Genomic DNA, 17964 nt, shown 5'->3' on the forward strand with positions numbered 1-17964 from the left:
TAATAATTCCTAGTAAGCTCGCTCCTATCCCTAATTCTTTCGTTAGCTTTTTGCCTAGAATCGCTAGATCTATTTCTAGCGAGAGAAGCCAGAAGCCTTTGTTGGCAAGTTTTCTAGCTCGCTTGTCCCCCTGTCAGCAAAAAAAAAACAGAAATCATACTATAGTGGCAAGCAGGGATACCACACATTAAAGTAGCAAGTCGTTGCCGATCAAAAAAGCGAGCAGGTAATCTGTGTCCGTTGTGAGAAAGGAAGAGTCCATGATTTTCGACTGTGGAAGATGCTTGTTATGTGGATGATGAGCAAGTTACCCCTCAAGAGGGTGATTTTTATGCTGGATGGATTACTTCTGATATTGTTGGCCCTTTTAAAGGTGGGCCAGGGACAAGAGGATGGTAAATCATGAAGATAGAATGTCTGAAAATCGAGAATTTAAAAATCCACGAACACCATTTAAGTGTGCGCTATAGTGTGGATGAATTTGAATTTTCAACAAAGGTTTTTTATCAGGGGGTTTACTTCTCTGTTCTCAAACAAAAATACACGGAACAATTCATAAATAGAATAGCTGCCTACATTGCTTTATTTGAAGGCATGAAATTATGCTCATTATTCCCGAAAACTTATGATATTTCTAGGATAGTAGCATATTTAGAAACCCAAGCCTTGGAACTATTTGTGAAAATTTACCAAGGAGTTTTTGGTCAGCATTGGTATGAAAATCAGGTGACTGATTATCAGCAACCTGAGATTATTTATTCACAACCATTAGGAGAATCAACCCTAGGGAAAATATTAGGTGATAATTCCACAATTTTAACAGGTTGTGGAGGTGGAAAAGATAGCATTGTAGCCATCAAAATATTGGAAGAGGCGAATCTTCCTTTTGCCACCATGCAATACTCTCATAGCGTTTATGGCAAAGCGGATTTACAACATAATTTAATTTCTGAAGTGGTCACAGAAACCCATCCCGTTAAAACCCATAGAATTTCCATTATTGATGACTTTCTAGATTTCCCTCTGTTTCCTTTGTATTTTTCGGAAAATTCAGGAATTACCGCTCCTGAAACACCGGTTTCTATCTTTGAATCCTTGCCTCTTATGCTTTATGAAGGCTATAAATCCTTAAGTTTAGCTAATGAAAAAAGTGCTAACACGGGGAATTTATTCTGGGATGAATTGGGTAAAGAAGTCAATCATCAATGGGGAAAAGGATTGGAGGCAGAACAGATGTTAAATGCATTTATTCAAAATCATCTATTATCGAATTTTACTTACTTCGGAATTTTACAGCCTGTCTATGATTTCCGCATTTTCAAGAAGCTGAGTCACTATCCAGGATTTCTGCCTAAAATTCATTCTTGTAATATCAAAAAGCCCTGGTGTAAAAAATGCCCTAAGTGTGCTTATATCTGGCTAGGCTTGATGTCTAGATTTGATCCCATAGCTGTAGATCGGGTTTTTGGGGTTAATTTATTCGACGATCCAGACTTACTCATGATTTTTAGGCAAATGATAGGATTAGAAGAGCATACTCCATTTGAGTGTATTGGAGAAATCGATGAAAGTCGATTAGCGATGAAACAGTGTTTAGCCAAAGGCTTGTCTGGAAAAGCGTTAGATCTGTTTGAAAGGGAAGTTTTATCAGATTCTTCGATTGATTGGGAAAAACTGGAAGAAAAGTATGATAAAGTCTACACTCAAGATCATTCTATTCCGAATGAAATTTTTCAGAAGATTGTAGATAAATTCTAGAGTAGAAGTTACAGAAAGCTCTTGTAGTGTGATCGCATATCTCATTTTAATTCTGTCTCTCAAAATTACCCGATGATATTATCGACAATCTAAAACTGGCTCTTAAAGGAGCAACACTGTCCATGACTGAAGGCATTCCCAATCATTTTGAAGTGATTAGAAGTCTTCCTCATGGTCATGTAATGGCTATTTTAGAGACGATTAAAAAATTGGGTTTAGATAAAATAATCAGTGAAAAATCCTCCCGAATCAGAAACTTAGTGGTGGCGATGATTGTGGCAAGAATCATCAATCCTAAATCGAAACTAGCCACAGCGAGAGGGTTTAATAGCGAGACTTGTAGTCAGAGTTTAGGACAATTGTTAGACTTAGAGAAAGCCGACGAAGACGAATTATATAACGCCTTAGATTGGTTATTAGAAAAAGAAGAGAAAATTGAGAAGCACCTAGCACTTAAACACTTAGAATCAGGAACATTAGTCTTGTATGATGTCACTTCTACGGCTCGGCTGAGCGTTCGACTGAGCTCACGCCGAAGTCTCGCCGAACGCCTACCTAGAAGGAAATGGTTGTGAACTGGGAAAATATGGTTATAATCGAGATAAAAAGAAAGGAAAAACTCAGATAGTTTTTGGTTTGTTATGTTCAGCTAAGGGTTGTCCGATAGCGGTAGAAGTCTTTGAAGGAAACACCTCAGACAGTGCTACTTTAGCTGGACAAATTGAGAAAGTCAGAAAGGGTTGGGGGATTGAAAATGTGGTCTGGGTAAGTGATCGAGGTATTTTAACCAACTCAAAAATCAATGAATTAGTAAAATCGATAGAAGGATTAGACTATATTACTGGTTTAACTAGGGCTTGCTGAATAAATCTAAAAACTTTGTTGGATAAGGCTTTTAGGCTTTTTTTTACCCAAAAAGTGCTGACCATTGGAGTGATCGTGGGTAGAATTCAGGTACTTTTTCCCTGAAAATTAGGTAACTGACTACCTCAAAATCGGTAAAACCCTACACCCTACACCCGTTCGGCTGAGCTCACGGCCGAAGCCCACACCCTACACCCTGCCCCCACCAACAAACTTTTTCAGCAAACCCTAATTAAGCCTCAAACTCGGAAACTGGCTGAAGTAGAAGTGATTCAATTAGGGTTATTTGATCAGGTAAACTTAGTGGAATTTGAGAGTGAAGATTATCCCGACGAAAGATTAATTGCTTGTCGGAATCCCTTAATTGCCCAGATAAATCAACTACAAAGAGAGGCATTATTAGAAGCAGCAGAGAAGGAACTAGATTTGATTGTTCAAGCGACTCAAAGGGAGAAAAGAGCTTTAAAGGGTCAAGATAATAGCAATTCTCCAAAGTCTGACTACAGAAGTTTAATCCCCCTAAATCCCCCTTAAAAAGGGTGACTTAAATTCGATGTGTAGTTTTCATTTAGAGAAATGGTATAAGACTCCCGCTCCTCCCTCGGCAGACTCCCAAAAGAAAATGTATCTTCCCTGCTCACCCAATTTTTCCGAGGCCAATTCTTCGGCTTCCAATTTGTAATGAGCTTGTATCGCTCTCGCTAGAGCGTGTCGAAGGGTGGTTAGGAATTCCGCAGCGAGAGCGGCCTTACCCCGACAGGGTTCGACGACGAGAATATTACGGGTATCTTCTACCATCAGGCTAATGCCCGCTTGCGAGTTACTGGATGGGTTTTCTCGATTGATCGCTCTATTGAGATCAATCGAGAAAGCCATCATCGAAAATTGCCAAGAGACATTCTCACTTAGCCCAATTTGCCTTTAGTTGAGGCAGCCAGCTAAAGTCAGCACTTAAATCTCCTCCAAAAATGGGAACTTTCTGCACCGTCGCTGAATTAATTACTTTCTCTACATATCCGGTAGCAATTCCCGCCGAAAAGTGGCAAGCCATACAGCTTTCCGTACCAAATACCGGAGTGCCATTAAAGGGAAAAGTGTTTTCTTGAAAATGAGCCTCTTGATTGCCAGTTTGAAGATAAGTTTCCATAATGCTATTGGTTAAATAAACTGGGGCAGGAGACCCTGTGGACTTACGGGTAATAGCATCAGGGAGATTGTCCGGAGAAGGTCCTCCAGCAATGGCCGCATAACCAGAATTATTAGGATAGGGCGCAGTTGGCCACTGAGTATCGATGAGTTGATAATACTGTAATGGGGATTCCTCAGTTGCCAAAAGTAGCTGCATTGATTGGTTTAATGCTTGCTTTGCTTTGGGAATAGGAATCGGACGGGACACCTGAGTTTTCAGAACACCGTTGGGATCGGGTTTGCCCGTGTTGGGATTGCGGGGGATTGGTGGAACATTCACGGGTAAAGTTTGCCCGGCAGGGCTGAAATCGTGGAACAAGGCGTATAAAGATTTCCCATCCACCTTCTCCAAATCATTTGCGTTTAGATTATCGACGTGTTCAAACGTTGCCCAAATCCACTGAGGAGAAGACTTAGTTTTTGTCGAAATGTGCATTCCCACTAAACCCATTAGCTGCTTCTGACAATTTTTAAACTTGCCGTTGCCATCTAAAATGGGTTCCCCATTCTTATCAAGATCAGGTAACAACAAGGTTTGGGTATAAAAGCGACTGGGGATATCTCGTTTAGGGTCTAATTCTTTCCAAGCCAATTTAACTTCCATAACTCCACTCTTATCTGTGGCGAAATCGCCAGAAGGGAAATTGACTGGCTGATGATTTTGAGAAAAAGCAATTTGACCATCCAAGTTGTAAAGCTTGTTCTCTACGATGTACTGAAATTCTTGATCATTAAGAAAGATTTCGTAGCGAACTTCTTGTCCATTTTGATCGTAGAGAGGAGAGGTAAAAGCTTGATTGACTTCATCAGCAATATCTTTGTCCACCTTGTTGGAAAATACGGAACTGGTAACATAAAGTTCCCGCCGATTTTCCTTGTTATTTTTACACATAATCGGAGTAGTTTCTACAGGCGCACTACCATCAGGACGGAATACTTGCAGACTTTCGTGAAACGTTAACCAACGAGGAGTGCCAGGATCGGTTAATTTAGGAAGAGGATTTTTTTGAGCATCAAGAGGCCAATTGAGAGCAATAAAAGCTTGCCAAGAGAATAAATCAAAAAGCCTCTGTAACGCAGGAAAATTCTTAACGAGCAATTTCTGTTCCGCTTTAAGTCCCATGGGAATATCAACGGGAATTTTAGGGACGATCAAAGAGGATAAAGTATTATCCTTCTCTATGTTTGTCGGTAATTCGGCTCGGGCTGGTAAGCTATAAAATAGCAAACTCAAGCTAAATATATAAGCAAGAAAGATTCTAAGAATTCGTTGCATACTAATCCTCCAAGTTGGTAGTAATTATTGTCATCTCCGAAGATTAAAGATCAAACTCTGATGGGAACAAAGCAAAATATTAATTTTCTGGAGATACCTATGGGACTAAGTCAAAGCTTGCAGCCCCGATACTAAAATCATCATCTTTGCATCTTTATCGAAGATTTTGATAAAGATTGTTTGTCGATCACTACTATAGTGATAACAATTGGTCGGCGAGTTAGCTAATTCTCCCAAATTTGATACAGCACTTAGACTTGTCTTGTTAGAATTAACTGAATCTGGTGCTTTAGTTTGTCCTAATAAGGCAATATAGTAGAACTCTTCTGGCGGAAGATAGTTATCGACCTGCCGAACCAGAGAAATTTCCTGTACAGAAATATCATTTTGTTGTTGATGGGTAATCAAGGTTGTTCGATAAGCTTGTTTAACCTCAGCATCCATACTAATATGGTCGTCCTGATAACAAAGATAGCTACTATCTTTGCCTGGATAGATATTATAGGTCAGGTAATTTTGCTTCAATTCTCCTACATATTGCTCTAATTGCCGCACAGGAATAATAGACCCTTCTCGAATATAAGCAGGAACCAGATCTAGTTGGGAAGTATTCCAAGTGATAAGTTGACCGCCCTGGGTCGCCCGATTGAGTGTTCCATGTAGTGTGGTCGGACCCAAATCATCAGTTACTGGCGGTGTGAAGCTTCCATTAAAGTCATACCAATCAAATCCCTCTGGCAAATAAACAGGGCGAGAAGGATAGTAATTTGTCTTACCAGGACTGTAAGAGCTAGATTCCCAACGTTCCAGCACAACAGGGGCTACCAGTAGGTCATGTCCCACAAAAAATTGATCGGCAACCCGATAGGAATTATTCGTGTCATATTCGTATTGCTGATTGGAATTGTATGGAGTCAGCAGTACCTCATTAACACCGGTTAAGGGATAGAGAGTTGGATCCTGAGGATCGTTCAAAAACATTGCCCGACAAACGGGAAGATTGTTTTGGGTGCATTCGTACATAGCATCGTAAAACAACTGGAGCAGTTTATAACGAATTTCAATGTACTTTTTGCAAGCTGGCATAACATCAGTATTATATGTACTGTTGTCGTGGGGATATTGAGAGTAATTGTAGGGTTCTTGATAAGCCTTGGTATAACCGTTGTAATGGTTACGATACCAGGGTAAAAACGCCCCCATAGTCATCCAACGAGTTAGGAGGTTAGGAGCAGGTTGACCACCAATAATGTAAGGAGGGTTATGGGGATCGGTGCTAAACGGATTATTAACCTGTCCGGATGGTGTATTACCGTTAGCAAATCCACCAATATCGCATCCACTGAAAGGTTGGCCACTCATCCCCCAATTAAGAACTTGAGGAATGTTAATAGATAAAAACTCCCACGATGAGGCCGAATCTCCTGTCCAACTTGCAGCATAGCGATGTACTCCCATATACCCCCCACGGGCAATAATGAAGTTTCGTTTGTTTTTATTGTAGTGACCATCAGGTAAGTGATTTTTAATGCGGGTCAAGCCTTCATAGGTGGCTTGGATCATGTTGAGAGAATACGCATTATGGATTTTGGCATTAGGGACTGGGGAGACTAAACTGCCATCAGGATTAACCTTGCCATTAAGATTACTCATCAGGAGATCCCCAGGTAAAGTCTTGTAATGAACTACCGCATCGGAGCTTGTCACTACGGCAGGACAAGTCATATCTTGCCAAATCATATCCAGTCCACTGTCTAGGAGTCCATAATAGTTACCACTCCACCAAGTCTTCACTTCGGATCTGAGCAAATCGGCGTAGTAGCCATAGGTTCCCAAGGGAATTCCACCACAACCAGCAACATCAGTAACGTGTCCTGGAGAAAAGTAGGGATTGAATCCTTCATTACAACCGTAGTTTTCGTTGGTGAGAAATGGCCGGGGTTGTCCTGGTCCATCTACATACTCATCCCAAATAAATACCTTTTTGGCTCTGCCATCTTGAATCACATTACGCTGAACAACATCGCCGTTTTCTCCAAGAGCGGTAACAACGTAGGGAGCGCATGGATAAGGTGGTTTCGAGTCATTGGTCTTGGCACTTTCATCCCAAGGAACAATGGTCATAATGCCCGTGATGTTGGTGCTACACTTAAATCCCATGCAGTGTAACTGATTAAATAAATCATTGACATTGCCAAATTTCTCTTGACTACTGGTAAAGGTACGGTAGTTGTTTTGAAAATCAACGTCAATATGTAAACCATCAATGGGAATATTATTGTCTCGATAGGACTTAGCTACATTCAGAAGGCGCTCCTTGTTGTAGTATCCATATCCTCCCTGATGATATCCCAGAGCATACATCGGAGGCATAGGACTGGGCCCAGTCAAAACATTAAATTGATTTAACACTGAGGCGATGTCGCTTCCGGTTATAAAGTAGTAGTCCATCTCGTTATAGAGTGAACCAAAGTAATATTTCCCGGTCATGTATTGAGAGTAGTCATTAGTCTGAATGTTGAAGTAAGTTTGACAGGGATTATCTAAGAAAATGAGATTGGCATAGGAAGAACCAGCAAAATCACCTGATGGAGCAGGATTCCACTCGATTAAAACTGGCATGGAGTTATAGAGTGGTTCTTGTATATTCAATGGACCAGGTTGGCTGTTACTGGGAATAACTGGATAATTATCACCATCGGCACTGTTTGAGCCACTGTACTGAAAATTGTCATAGTTAAAAAAGGTCGTGGTATGGAAATTATTGTTGAGGTTTATGCCCGCCTTTTCCCCAAAACCATAATACCCGGCACCAGGAGCAACGTTCATAAAGCAGGCCGTCACTTCCGAACCAAAGGGAATATAAACCAGGTTATATTCATAGCTAGTTTTGTGAACCAATTGCGATCCGCGAAACACTGCTATGCCATAGGGGTTTAGTCCGATAGATATGGTAATTTCATCAAGAGTAATTTTGAGTGAGTTACCAGTGCTATCTTGTATATAATTGATTCCGGTGTCACCCAAGTTACGATTTACTACCGCATTGGATAGATTTTTTGAGTAGTCGGTAGAGTTTGGATTAAACCTAACTCTAAAGGAGGAAGGTCCAAGAATGTAAATCTTGATTTGAATACTACTGCTCGATGCTGCCGTCAAGAGGAATGACTTTTCTTGGGCATCGTAAGACCAATTTGCGATGTTGCCAATTGGTCGCCAAGGATTGTTTCCGCCAGAAGGAGCAGGCGTAAATTCATTGGTCTGCACAAATCCGTAGTTAATCATAAACTTCTAACCTCTTTTGTTCAAATTAAAACTGCTAAAGTGGAACCCGCTAACTACATAGGGCTTGCTGACAATTAGTGTAAGCTTTGCTAGAAAACGGTTTAGGGATTTTTTTAGTCAAACAAGTGCAAGAGACAAACGTTGAGAAATCGATCTGAGGGACTCAAAACCCCTGCACTTTCTATCTTCGATCTCGAAGGTTCCGTTTCCAGACCTGCGAGGTCATTCTGTTATTCTGATTTCCCAGACTAACGACCTGCTACTGACTACTAACCCCACCAACAAACTCCTTCAGCAAACCCAACACATTATACGGAAAGTTTCTGAGATTATTCCAGTTCGGCATGATCTCAGAAAGTCTTCCCTATATCACACCCAAAAGCTTTAAGTAGATTCCTGAAAATAAGCTGAAATAACAGAACTTTTCTGGTAGTCTAGTGACAATTCTTCGATCTGATTTCACTTCTCCACAAAAATTTACAATTATTCCAACTCATTACCCAGTAGTTTCCCCAGGGGTTTCGATCCCCCCTGCCCCCCTTGATAAGGGGGGTGGGAAAACCCAGTCAGGGATAGAAGTTGTCGTTTAGCGGCTTCCCGTTCGAGACGGTAACGGTTCCACTGAATCTCTAACTGTTCTCGTTGGGCGATTCTTGTTAGATAGGTTTCGGTGGATGAACCGCCCAGACGGTAATCGATCTCGGTAATCCTGGTCAAGAGGTCGTGATTGGACAGTTGGGCTAATATCGCCCGTTTCCGATCGCCGGCGGTTTCATAACCGATCACCAGCGTCAAGACCTGTTCTTCGAGTTGAGAGCGTTTGGCAGCCCGTTGACGTTCCAATTCAGCCCTGGCCGCCTCTAGGTCGGCCGCCCTGATTTCGAGGTCGGTGATGGCCATCCTCTGTTGTTGTACCTGACCACCCCCAAACAGATTTTGCAGGATGGCGATCGGGTCGGTGGTGAGATAACCCGTCCATTGTCGGGCGTTGGCCTGGTCGATACGTTGTCCAGCCAACTGTAACTGGCGATCGATCAGGGCGATGCGCTCGTCGAGGGTCTGCAATTCAGGGGAACGTTCCAATCCCTTTGTCTTATCGAAACAGAGATAATTATGTGCGCTATATTATATTATTATACAATGTATAATAATATAATGGGGATTGTCGTCATGGATATCGAACTAAAAAAATGGGGAAATAGTCTTGGATTCCGAATTCCCCACAAGATCGCTGAAAGCTTCGGACTCAACGAGAATTCAATTGTTGAACTCACAGAATCAAAGGACGCTCTTGTGATTACCAAGAAGCCATGCAATCCAACGCTCGATCAGCTATTGGCCAGCATTCCAGAAGACTTTCAGTATCCAGAAGATATACTCGATTTCGTTGAAAGCGGGCCGGGTGGTAAGGAGATGATATGAATATTCGACGGGGAGAGGTAATCAGAATCAATTTGAACCCGACAAGTGGAAGAGAGCAATCAGGAGATGCGCGTCCCTGTCTGGTGCTGAGTCACGGGAAATTTAATGCTGACCGGAAAGGAATCGTCGTGGTGAGTCCCATAACAAGCACAATCAAGCCAGGGATCAAAACAATGATCCCTATTCCCGACGGTTTTGCGGTGCGCGGCTCGGTAATAGCCGAGCAGGTGAGAACGGTTGATCTTAATACTCGCTGGTGGAAAACAACCGGAGAGGTTCTACCATTCGAGTTTGTCAACCGCGTGGTCGCAACCTTAAGCGTGATTATCGGGTGAGGACTATTTCCTCGATAGAAAACCGACGGACACCCCGAAATGGGGATTACCGATGCCCAATCCCCAACCCGCTCCCGATAGGGGTTCACCTTTGAGAGAAAAGGATATGACCCCACCAGATAACAAACCCGTGATCTGACAGATGAGAAACCAATGTAACAGACGACGGCGTTCTCGATTGATCGCACCCTGTAGGATCAAGGTTAGGTCATCTGTTCTGGTTCCTTCTTGGTACGTTGGATCAGCTTCTTTGCGATTAATTCTGGGGACTGTTTGAGGGAATCTAGGGAATCCTCGACCACACGGTCAGATTTTTGGCGTTGCTGATTTGAGATATGAATCTTCTTTTGTGGGATTTTTAAAACCTAGACCCAAACTAACTTTTGGATAGGTGCAAGGTTGTCATTCATACCTTGATTCAGCAACGCCCAATTCTTTTAGTGCCAAGCGGACCGTCAGCGCGAACGGTTTTGTCCTCGATATTCCCGTTAAGGCCACCACGAAGTTCGCCTCGCCCCGGGTGTGGCTGGATGATTGGGCTAAAAAGAACCGTAAACGGCTGCCACCCGAACCGGAAGGGGCGGTCAACCTAGAACTGGATCTATTTCCCCCGCAATCGGTACGGGTAGAGGTGGTCGATGACCTGACACCAGAAGAGGAACGTCAACGTCTGTTCTGGGAACGCAAGGTAGAAAGGGCTTTCTATGAGGCGGGAACAGCCTTGAAGGAACTGCGAGATAGACGACTGTACCGTTCTACCCACAAGACTTTTGATGAGTACGTTCAAGACCGATTCGGGATGAAACAGTCGCGCTCGTACCAACTGATCGAGGCTACCGGTGTGGTTGACAATCTTTTAGCAAAAGTTCCACCATTGGTGGAACTTTTGGGTGACTCTAGCGATAAAGTTCCACCATTGGTGGAAGTTCTACCGACGAATGAAAGACAAGTGCGCCCTTTGATCCAACTAGAACCAGACCAACAGAGAGAAGTGTGGCAGCAGGCGGTAGAAGCTGCTGGTGGTAAAGTGCCGTCTGGTCGCATCGTCAAGGATATTGTACAGCGCATCCTGGAGCGAACCAAAATTCCCATACCCTACCGGGTCGGTGATGTTTGCGAAATACTGATCAAAGATAACCCCGAACTGAGAGGATTGGGTGGTTGTTGGTGTATCGTGATCGAGGTGAGAGAATTTTCCTGTCTGGTGCGGGCTTGGAACGGTGAATATACCGTTAGAGAGGAGAATTTAAGGGATTTGCAGTATTCCCCCGACCACCGGCAAAATATGCAACAACTGAGCGATCGTCTGGTTCATCTCCGATCGTTAGGGGAAGAGGAGACGGTGAGGGCTATTCTAGAAACGTTGGGTTCTTTGAAACGTCCCTACCTGAACCCTTGGGAAGAAAAGTTATTGGAGTTTTTGGAAGGATATAATGCCCGTTGATACAGAAGAAGATGGGCAAGCTTGGCATCGGGTTTCAGGGTTTACTAGGGATTTGAGAGTATGAGAAAAAGGCAAAGTTGGTCAACTTAACTTACTCCAAAAACTCTTTGGCTAAATTATCATTCCCCAAGAAGTTTATAATGAAGTCACCACGGTAAATCATCGGGATGCTTCGGTTGTTCCTGCGGCTCAATATAACCACCATTTTCAGTTAAACTCTGCTCTCTATGAAATTAATTTTCTCTTTACTTGCTGTACTGAGTTTCGTCCCTGCTATTGGTAGCGGGGTGTGGTTTCCCGTAGAAGCTCAAAATTGGTCCCGACATCAAGAAAGCAATTTTCGTAATGTTGTTGCTATTATCAAACCCCGTCGGGGGGGAAATTGTCAAAATCATAGGATTCGAGCGGACGGTAGAGTGTATGATGCTCAGAAAGGAACTAGAGGAAGTTATCTAATCGTTGATCAGGTGGTCTTGCTAACTGGCATTACAGCAACCGATCCACAGGGATATAAAATTTGGCAGGTTTTCTATGAACCCTCTCGGACAAAAATGTGGATAAAGGATTGCGATCTGTCAATTCCCCGACTCGTGGATTAATTGCCGGCTTTTTATTAGTGATGTTCGGCAGCCAGGGTTGAAAAGAAAATCACCCCCACGGATTTATCTATTTTAAAATAACAGCATTCCTATTAGACAGTCGCTATTAAATGCTAAACAATCGCTATGAAATCTTGGAACAACTAGGTAGAGGCGGTTTTGGCGAAACTTTCCTCGCGATCGATACTCGTATGCCGTCCGGCCGCAAATGTGTAATCAAGCAACTAAAGCCAGATGAGGCTACAACTGGCACAGCACCAACTCCCGGTTGGTTTGAAGAACGTTTCCGGCGAGAAGCCGACACTTTAGAAAAATTAGGGCGAAATCACCCACAAATTCCCGAACTTTACGACTACTTTTCAGAAGGAGAAAATTTTTTCCTCGTCCAAGAATGGATTGAAGGGATCACCCTCAGTCAAAAACACCAACAAGAAGGCAACCTCTCGGAAGCGGAAGTAGAAGAAATTTTGCGAGAACTCCTACCCGTCCTCGACTACATCCACGGCCAAGGAATCATCCACCGGGACATCAAACCCGACAATATCATCCTGCGGGCCAGCGACGGTAAACCAGTTCTCATTGATTTTGGTATTGTCAAAGAGGTGAACAACATCAATGGCGGCAATAAAACAGTCCCATTGGGAACTCCTGGCTACATGGCACCAGAACAAGCAGCTGGCCATCCAGTTCGCTCCAGCGACCTCTACAGCTTGGGTCTAACCGCAATTTTCCTGCTGACGGGCAAAACTCCTCAAGCTCTCGCCAGAGACCCCAACACCGGTGAAATCCTCTGGCGAAAAGATGCGCCCGGCCTCCACTCGAATTTAGCCGCCGTTATCGATCGCGCTGTCCGTTTCCACCCCCGTGATCGCTTCACCTTTGCTGAAAAAATGTTAACCAGCTTGCCTGGTTCCGCTGGACGGGAAAAAACGCCTGTTGTTGTTCCTCCTGATACCGTAATTCTCCCGCCGCCACCACCTCCACCTCCCCCACCATCGAGGTTTAAACGTTGGTTCTGGGTAATTTTTATCTTTACAATTGGTGGGCTTTCTTTGCCGTTGTTGAATTTCTTGTTCCCAAATAAACCAACGGTTGAAGAACTTCCCTTGATTGAGCCGTCGAGCCAGATTAATTCTTTTGTACTAAACGAAGATGGTCAAACTTTGCTAGGTGGGGATGAGAAAGGGAACATCTACCTGTGGGACGTGGCAACTGGAAAACGGAAAAAAACCATAGCAGGACACGGAAAAGCTATTTTAGAGATCGCTATAAGTAACGATCAACAGATATTAGCCAGCAGCAGTGAAGATGGCACAATCAAGGTTTGGGATTTAAAAACGGGGAAAGAACGTATTACCCTGCCAAACCAACGAGGTTTGATCGCCCTAGCCTTAAGTTCCGATGGCAATACACTGGTTACTGGTGGAAAAGATACAACAGTTAAACTCTGGAATCTGTCAACGGGAAATTTAATCGAGACGCTACCGGTGGAAAAAGAGGTGGTATCCCTTGCCATCAATCAAGACGCATCAATTATCGTCAGCGGACATTCGGGCGGTGAAATCAGTTTTTGGCAAAAACAAGGCAATAACCCATACGAACCACGCATTTTTCGCTCTATCAATTCATGGGAAGCCCCCTCGGTTGCCGTCAGTGCCGATGGAACGACCGCCGCTAGTAGCAGTTGCCAAGAAAATATCAGAATTTGGAAAGATAGCGATTGGAAAGATTCTCCTCTCCAAGCAGGGTCATCCGCCGATATCTGTTTGATAGTTATCAGCGAAGATGGCAAGATAATTGCTGGCCGCAGTTCCGATGAAACCATTAGATTATGGAACCTAAACACCAAAAAGGAGATTTTTAGCTACTCCCCTTCCTCTCCCAAATCTTTCGATTCACCTAGAATGATCGCCCTCAGTGGAGATGGGCGTACCGTTGCCAGCAATTTTGACAAGAAAATCCAAGTTTGGCGGCCGAGTTTCTGAATTATCGGTGTCAAGATTATCCTGACCAGCTTTCATACTACATCTTGTTTAATAACGTCTTCAAGGCTGATGACTGATAGCTATAAGTAAGTAGGTAGGCGTTAAAAATTATCAGATGCCCCCCTTATTAAGCTATCTCTTATAGGGATCTTTCTTAACAATTTTTTCAGTAAGCACTCCAACCCTTATCCTGACTTGATTTCAGTTTTTTCCTTGTCAGTAAGGGTGTCAACAAGGAATATTACAGATTGTTAACCGAGTCTTGAAAGCCTTGTGCTACAAAGGTTTGAAATGTTAAGAAAGATGTGACTAAAGGACAGATTAAGGGGGGCAGGGGGGATCGAACCTAAAATCCATTTTTGATTTAATTATAACCAGCTACTTAACTAGGGTTTATAACTGGGAAAATCGATATAACCTTCCTTGTCAAAAGAATACCAATCTTTCATCTCAGCATCGGGATTAAGGGGCCAATTATTGGCGAATCTTTCCACCAAATCGGGATTACTGATATAGGGGCGACCGAAAGCAATTAAATCCGCATCTCCTAACTGAATAGCGGCTTCAGCAGTTTCTTTTGTATAACCACAATTGCCGATTAATGCACTATTAAAAACAGCCCGAAACTCGGATAAAAGCATCGGTTGACCCTTTTGATGAAAACCAAAAGCCAAGCCATCTAGCAGATGCAAATAAGCTAAATTGTACTCATTTAATCTTTGGGCAATATAGAGAAAAGTTTCTCGAAAATCCTCGGAACCCATGTCATTATAAACTCCATTGGGAGACAGACGCACCCCCACCCGATGACTGGGAAAAACAGTTAAAATTGCCTCGACCACTTCCTGTAAAAAACGATAGCGATTTGCCAAACTGCCACCGTACTTATCCTGACGCTGATTAGTGGCCGATTGTAGAAAAGTATCGATTAAATAACCATTAGCCCCGTGAATTTCTATGCCATCAAACCCCGCTAATTTTGCCCTCTGAGCGGCTTGGCGGTAATCGGCGACAATTGTGGGGATTTCCTCGGTTTCTAAGGCTCTAGGGGTCTCGTAGGGCTGTTTGCCTATGGGTGTATGCAACTCCCCCTTAATCTTAATTGCGGAAGGGGCAACGGGTAAAGCCCCATTTTCCTGAAAACTGGGATGAGAAGCGCGACCACAGTGCCACAATTGACAAAAAATTGGTGTTCCTTTTCTTTGGGCGATTTTAGTCACCATTTGCCATGCTTGCGCTTGTTCATCGGTGTAGATACCGGGGGTATTTTGCCAACCGTTAGCTTGGGGAGAAATTACCGTCGCTTCCGTAATCATTAATCCCGCGCTGGCCCTTTGCCGGTAATACTCGGCCATTATCTCATTAGCAAGACGTTTTTCTCCGGCTCGCGCGCGCGTCATGGGAGCAAGCACAAGACGATTTTCTAAGTTTAAATCTCCCAATTTAAATTGACTTAAAAGAGCCAGGGAAGTAGTGAAGGAAGTCATCGAATTTGCCGATAGAGAATTTAGGTTAATTTTACCGCAATTAGTTAAAACCAGATAATCACACTCGAGGATGATTGACTGGCTATCTGCGAGATTGTCCCTCTCCTAAGTGAGGAGAATTAATCGAATCAACTAGCTGAGTATAATTTATCTTGGTCATAAATATGACTATAATTACCAGTTATCTAATTTATTCATCTTCCAAAATTAAAGAGATATAAACTATGTTTTCTGGTGGTTGATTCATGATGGTTCGGTATAAAATAGTGTAATTACGCTTATGTTTATCTGACCAGAAATAGTCATTGTCGAGATGTCTAGTAACTGGTGTTTTACCGATAAAACAGACTTCCTAGGGACTGAAACCCCTACTATTCGGTGCTTGCGAATTTTAAGAGGGTTTTTCAGAATCAGCATTTTTTAGGGAACCTAACCAAAAATACCCAAAAGAGGCAAACAGCCTCTAGATTGCGTTGATAAAAATGGGAAAACACGAGTTTTTAGCAAGCATCGTGCATTTAATTGTGCTAATCTCGAAAAAATTGCTGTTTTTTAACGATTTATTTAGAACTAATTTATTAGTAAAAAAAGATGTTAAAACAGTCTTGATCGACTTAGGCTTTGTGGCTAGTATGTAAAGCATATAGCTTCTTCATTGGAGACACCTGAATGAAAGCCCTATTACTATGGCCGCTGATGCCCAACTCCTTTTGGTCCTATCAAGAGACTTTAGATCTAGCCGGTTTAAGATCAACCAATCCGCCCCTGGGTTTAATTACGGTGGCAGCCCTGTTACCATCGGATTGGGAAATCCGGTTTGTTGATCGCAATGTCAGATTAGAAACGGCTTCGGATTGGGAGTGGTGCGATTTGGTAATCATCTCCGCCATGATCATTCAGAAAAAGGACTTTCAAGAATTGATTGCCAAAGGGTTGCAGTTGGGTAAAAAAGTGGCTGTAGGCGGGCCTTACCCCACCTCCTATCCAGAAGTTGCCCAAAAAGCTGGGGCAGATTACCTGATTCTCGATGAAGGAGAACTGACAATCCCTCTGTTCCTGGCGGCCCTGGAGCGGGGTGAACCGAGTGGTGTCTTTAGAGCCAGTGAGAAACCAGATGTAACCATGACACCGATCGCCCGCTATGATTTACTAGATCTGGATGCCTATCTGGCGATTACCGTGCAGTTTTCTCGCGGTTGCCCCTTTCAATGCGAATTTTGTGACATCATCAACCTCTATGGCCGCAAACCTCGCACCAAAACCCCAGAACAAATGTTGGCTGAGTTGGAGACGTTATATCAACTGGGCTGGAGGCGCTACATTTTTGTTGTGGATGACAACTTCATTGGCAATAAGCGGAATGCCAAGGTGTTTCTGCGGGAGTTGATCCCCTGGATGGAGCAACACCAGTATCCCTTTAAACTGATTACGGAAGCTTCCCTTAATCTGGCCGAAGACAGCGAACTGATCGAGCTAATGGTCAAGGCCGGCTTTATGCTGGTGTTTATGGGGATTGAGACACCAGATACCGATAGCTTAATGGGCATTAACAAGGTTCAAAACACCCGCCAATCCCTGATCGAATCCTGTCACAAAATTACCCGCATGGGGCTGCAGATTATGTCTGGCTTCATTATCGGTTTTGACAATGAGAAACCAGGCGCAGGGCAGCGGATCAAAGATTTTATTATGGAGGCAAGTATTCCCCAAGGGCAGTTTAGCCTGCTCCAGGCCCTGCAAAATACCGCCCTATGGAATCGCCTGCAACGGGAAGGTCGTCTGGTGGATGGCATGGGTACTTTCCATCAGGGAGCAATGATGAACTTTGAGCCAACTCGCCCGGTGGAAGAGATTACCGAAGAATACATCGATGCTTTCTGGGAAATCTACGAGCCTGTTAACTACCTGAAACGAACCTTCAACCATTTCATGATCATGGGGGGATGGCGCGGCAAATCGAACCGTAAATTAGATTGGCAACAGTGGCAATTGTTCCGTTCCTTGCTCTGGCGGCAGGGGATTGTCCGACCGACGCGCTTCCGTTTCTGGTGGCAACTGGCAGTGATTGCCTGGGTCAAACCCCGTCTGCTAGAAGAGTATCTAGCGACCCTAGGGATAGGTGAGCATTTTTTTGCCTATCGCTATGAAGTCAGAGAACAATTACTAAAACAACTAGCCGATTTGAAGCAACAGAAAGCAAGGGTAGCCCAGCTGGAAAAAACGCTCAAAAGCTAGACAATATCGCAGACAAACAGTCAATGCAGACATTTTGGCAAATTTTTCTTTTTAGGATGGTTTTCCTGAGTTGAGATTCTCCCCCC

14 protein-coding genes and 2 pseudogenes are annotated in these 17964 nt (G+C 43.4%); 10 read left to right on the plus strand and 6 right to left on the minus strand.

Annotated elements, in window-relative coordinates:
• Window positions 1-139 precede the first annotated feature (139 nt).
• The 4 genes and pseudogenes from ACOCD9_RS07690 to ACOCD9_RS07705 form a co-directional block, all read left to right on the plus strand.
• A pseudogene (locus ACOCD9_RS07690) lies at window positions 140-280 on the plus strand (transposase family protein); the annotation flags it as partial.
• A 122-nt stretch (window positions 281-402) separates the two neighbouring features.
• On the plus strand, window positions 403-1758 hold the full coding sequence (locus ACOCD9_RS07695; protein WP_287700177.1) for a hypothetical protein: 1356 nt from the start codon (window positions 403-405) through the stop codon (window positions 1756-1758).
• A gap of 56 nt (window positions 1759-1814) precedes the next feature.
• Window positions 1815-2613 (plus strand): annotated as a pseudogene (locus ACOCD9_RS07700) (IS1634 family transposase); the annotation flags it as partial.
• A 276-nt stretch (window positions 2614-2889) separates the two neighbouring features.
• Entirely contained in the window at window positions 2890-3156 is a 267-nt protein-coding gene (locus tag ACOCD9_RS07705) for a hypothetical protein (protein ID WP_419546984.1), read from the plus strand.
• A gap of 30 nt (window positions 3157-3186) precedes the next feature.
• Here ACOCD9_RS07705 and ACOCD9_RS07710 read toward each other — a convergent pair whose 3' ends face one another.
• The 4 genes from ACOCD9_RS07710 to ACOCD9_RS07725 form a co-directional block, all read right to left on the minus strand.
• Window positions 3187-3498, minus strand: coding sequence for a hypothetical protein (locus ACOCD9_RS07710; RefSeq protein WP_419546986.1), 312 nt, complete (start codon window positions 3496-3498; stop codon window positions 3187-3189).
• 25 nt (window positions 3499-3523) lie between these two features.
• Window positions 3524-5086, minus strand: a complete 1563-nt coding sequence (locus ACOCD9_RS07715) for a hypothetical protein (protein WP_419546988.1) — start codon at window positions 5084-5086, stop codon at window positions 3524-3526.
• A 105-nt stretch (window positions 5087-5191) separates the two neighbouring features.
• Entirely contained in the window at window positions 5192-8371 is a 3180-nt protein-coding gene (locus tag ACOCD9_RS07720; protein WP_287700172.1) for a TIM-barrel domain-containing protein, read from the minus strand.
• Window positions 8372-8854: 483 nt separating this feature from the next.
• The gene (locus ACOCD9_RS07725) at window positions 8855-9454 is read right to left on the minus strand and encodes a hypothetical protein (RefSeq protein ID WP_419546989.1); all 600 of its coding nucleotides are present in this window, start codon (window positions 9452-9454) and stop codon (window positions 8855-8857) included.
• 87 nt (window positions 9455-9541) lie between these two features.
• Here ACOCD9_RS07725 and ACOCD9_RS07730 point away from each other — a divergent pair, with 87 nt between their 5' ends.
• Both ACOCD9_RS07730 and ACOCD9_RS07735 read left to right on the plus strand, forming a co-directional pair.
• Entirely contained in the window at window positions 9542-9793 is a 252-nt protein-coding gene (locus ACOCD9_RS07730) for an AbrB/MazE/SpoVT family DNA-binding domain-containing protein (protein ID WP_043997061.1), read from the plus strand.
• The gene (locus ACOCD9_RS07735; protein ID WP_002772504.1) at window positions 9790-10128 is read left to right on the plus strand and encodes a type II toxin-antitoxin system PemK/MazF family toxin; all 339 of its coding nucleotides are present in this window, start codon (window positions 9790-9792) and stop codon (window positions 10126-10128) included. The genes ACOCD9_RS07730 and ACOCD9_RS07735 overlap by 4 nt, the downstream gene beginning before the upstream one ends.
• A 3-nt stretch (window positions 10129-10131) precedes the next feature.
• Here ACOCD9_RS07735 and ACOCD9_RS07740 read toward each other — a convergent pair whose 3' ends face one another.
• The gene (locus tag ACOCD9_RS07740; RefSeq protein ID WP_419546992.1) at window positions 10132-10329 is read right to left on the minus strand and encodes a hypothetical protein; all 198 of its coding nucleotides are present in this window, start codon (window positions 10327-10329) and stop codon (window positions 10132-10134) included.
• Window positions 10330-10519: 190 nt separating this feature from the next.
• Between ACOCD9_RS07740 and ACOCD9_RS07745 the strand changes: the two genes are divergently transcribed.
• The 3 genes from ACOCD9_RS07745 to ACOCD9_RS07755 all read left to right on the plus strand — a co-directional run bounded on the left by ACOCD9_RS07745 (window position 10520) and on the right by ACOCD9_RS07755 (window position 14156).
• On the plus strand, window positions 10520-11572 hold the full coding sequence (locus ACOCD9_RS07745) for a hypothetical protein (RefSeq protein WP_419546994.1): 1053 nt from the start codon (window positions 10520-10522) through the stop codon (window positions 11570-11572).
• A 227-nt stretch (window positions 11573-11799) separates the two neighbouring features.
• Complete coding sequence (locus ACOCD9_RS07750) at window positions 11800-12171, plus strand: hypothetical protein (protein WP_419546996.1); 372 nt, start codon at window positions 11800-11802, stop codon at window positions 12169-12171.
• Between the two features lie 110 nt (window positions 12172-12281).
• The gene (locus tag ACOCD9_RS07755) at window positions 12282-14156 is read left to right on the plus strand and encodes a protein kinase domain-containing protein (RefSeq protein WP_419546997.1); all 1875 of its coding nucleotides are present in this window, start codon (window positions 12282-12284) and stop codon (window positions 14154-14156) included.
• A 386-nt stretch (window positions 14157-14542) separates the two neighbouring features.
• Here the strand turns inward: ACOCD9_RS07755 and ACOCD9_RS07760 are convergent, their stop codons facing one another.
• Entirely contained in the window at window positions 14543-15643 is a 1101-nt protein-coding gene (locus tag ACOCD9_RS07760) for an alkene reductase (RefSeq protein WP_287703666.1), read from the minus strand.
• 669 nt (window positions 15644-16312) lie between these two features.
• Here ACOCD9_RS07760 and ACOCD9_RS07765 point away from each other — a divergent pair.
• The gene (locus tag ACOCD9_RS07765; protein ID WP_287703664.1) at window positions 16313-17878 is read left to right on the plus strand and encodes a B12-binding domain-containing radical SAM protein; all 1566 of its coding nucleotides are present in this window, start codon (window positions 16313-16315) and stop codon (window positions 17876-17878) included.
• Window positions 17879-17964 lie beyond the last annotated feature (86 nt).

This window comes from Microcystis sp., from assembly GCF_048564745.1.
Classification (GTDB): Bacteria; Cyanobacteriota; Cyanobacteriia; order Cyanobacteriales; family Microcystaceae; genus Microcystis; species Microcystis ichthyoblabe_A.

Bases quoted from the DNA above. Each gene is read 5' to 3' on its own strand.
- ACOCD9_RS07695 (WP_287700177.1), top strand. From the start codon at position 403: ATGAAGATAGAATGTCTGAAAATCGAGAATTTAAAAATCCACGAACAC.
- ACOCD9_RS07760 (WP_287703666.1), bottom strand. From the start codon at position 15,643: ATGACTTCCTTCACTACTTCCCTGGCTCTTTTAAGTCAATTTAAATTG.
- ACOCD9_RS07720 (WP_287700172.1), bottom strand. From the start codon at position 8,371: ATGATTAACTACGGATTTGTGCAGACCAATGAATTTACGCCTGCTCCT.
- ACOCD9_RS07730 (WP_043997061.1), top strand. From the start codon at position 9,542: ATGGATATCGAACTAAAAAAATGGGGAAATAGTCTTGGATTCCGAATT.
- ACOCD9_RS07710 (WP_419546986.1), bottom strand. From the start codon at position 3,498: ATGGCTTTCTCGATTGATCTCAATAGAGCGATCAATCGAGAAAACCCA.
- ACOCD9_RS07735 (WP_002772504.1), top strand. From the start codon at position 9,790: ATGAATATTCGACGGGGAGAGGTAATCAGAATCAATTTGAACCCGACA.
- ACOCD9_RS07755 (WP_419546997.1), top strand. From the start codon at position 12,282: ATGCTAAACAATCGCTATGAAATCTTGGAACAACTAGGTAGAGGCGGT.
- ACOCD9_RS07715 (WP_419546988.1), bottom strand. From the start codon at position 5,086: ATGCAACGAATTCTTAGAATCTTTCTTGCTTATATATTTAGCTTGAGT.
- ACOCD9_RS07765 (WP_287703664.1), top strand. From the start codon at position 16,313: ATGAAAGCCCTATTACTATGGCCGCTGATGCCCAACTCCTTTTGGTCC.
- ACOCD9_RS07750 (WP_419546996.1), top strand. From the start codon at position 11,800: ATGAAATTAATTTTCTCTTTACTTGCTGTACTGAGTTTCGTCCCTGCT.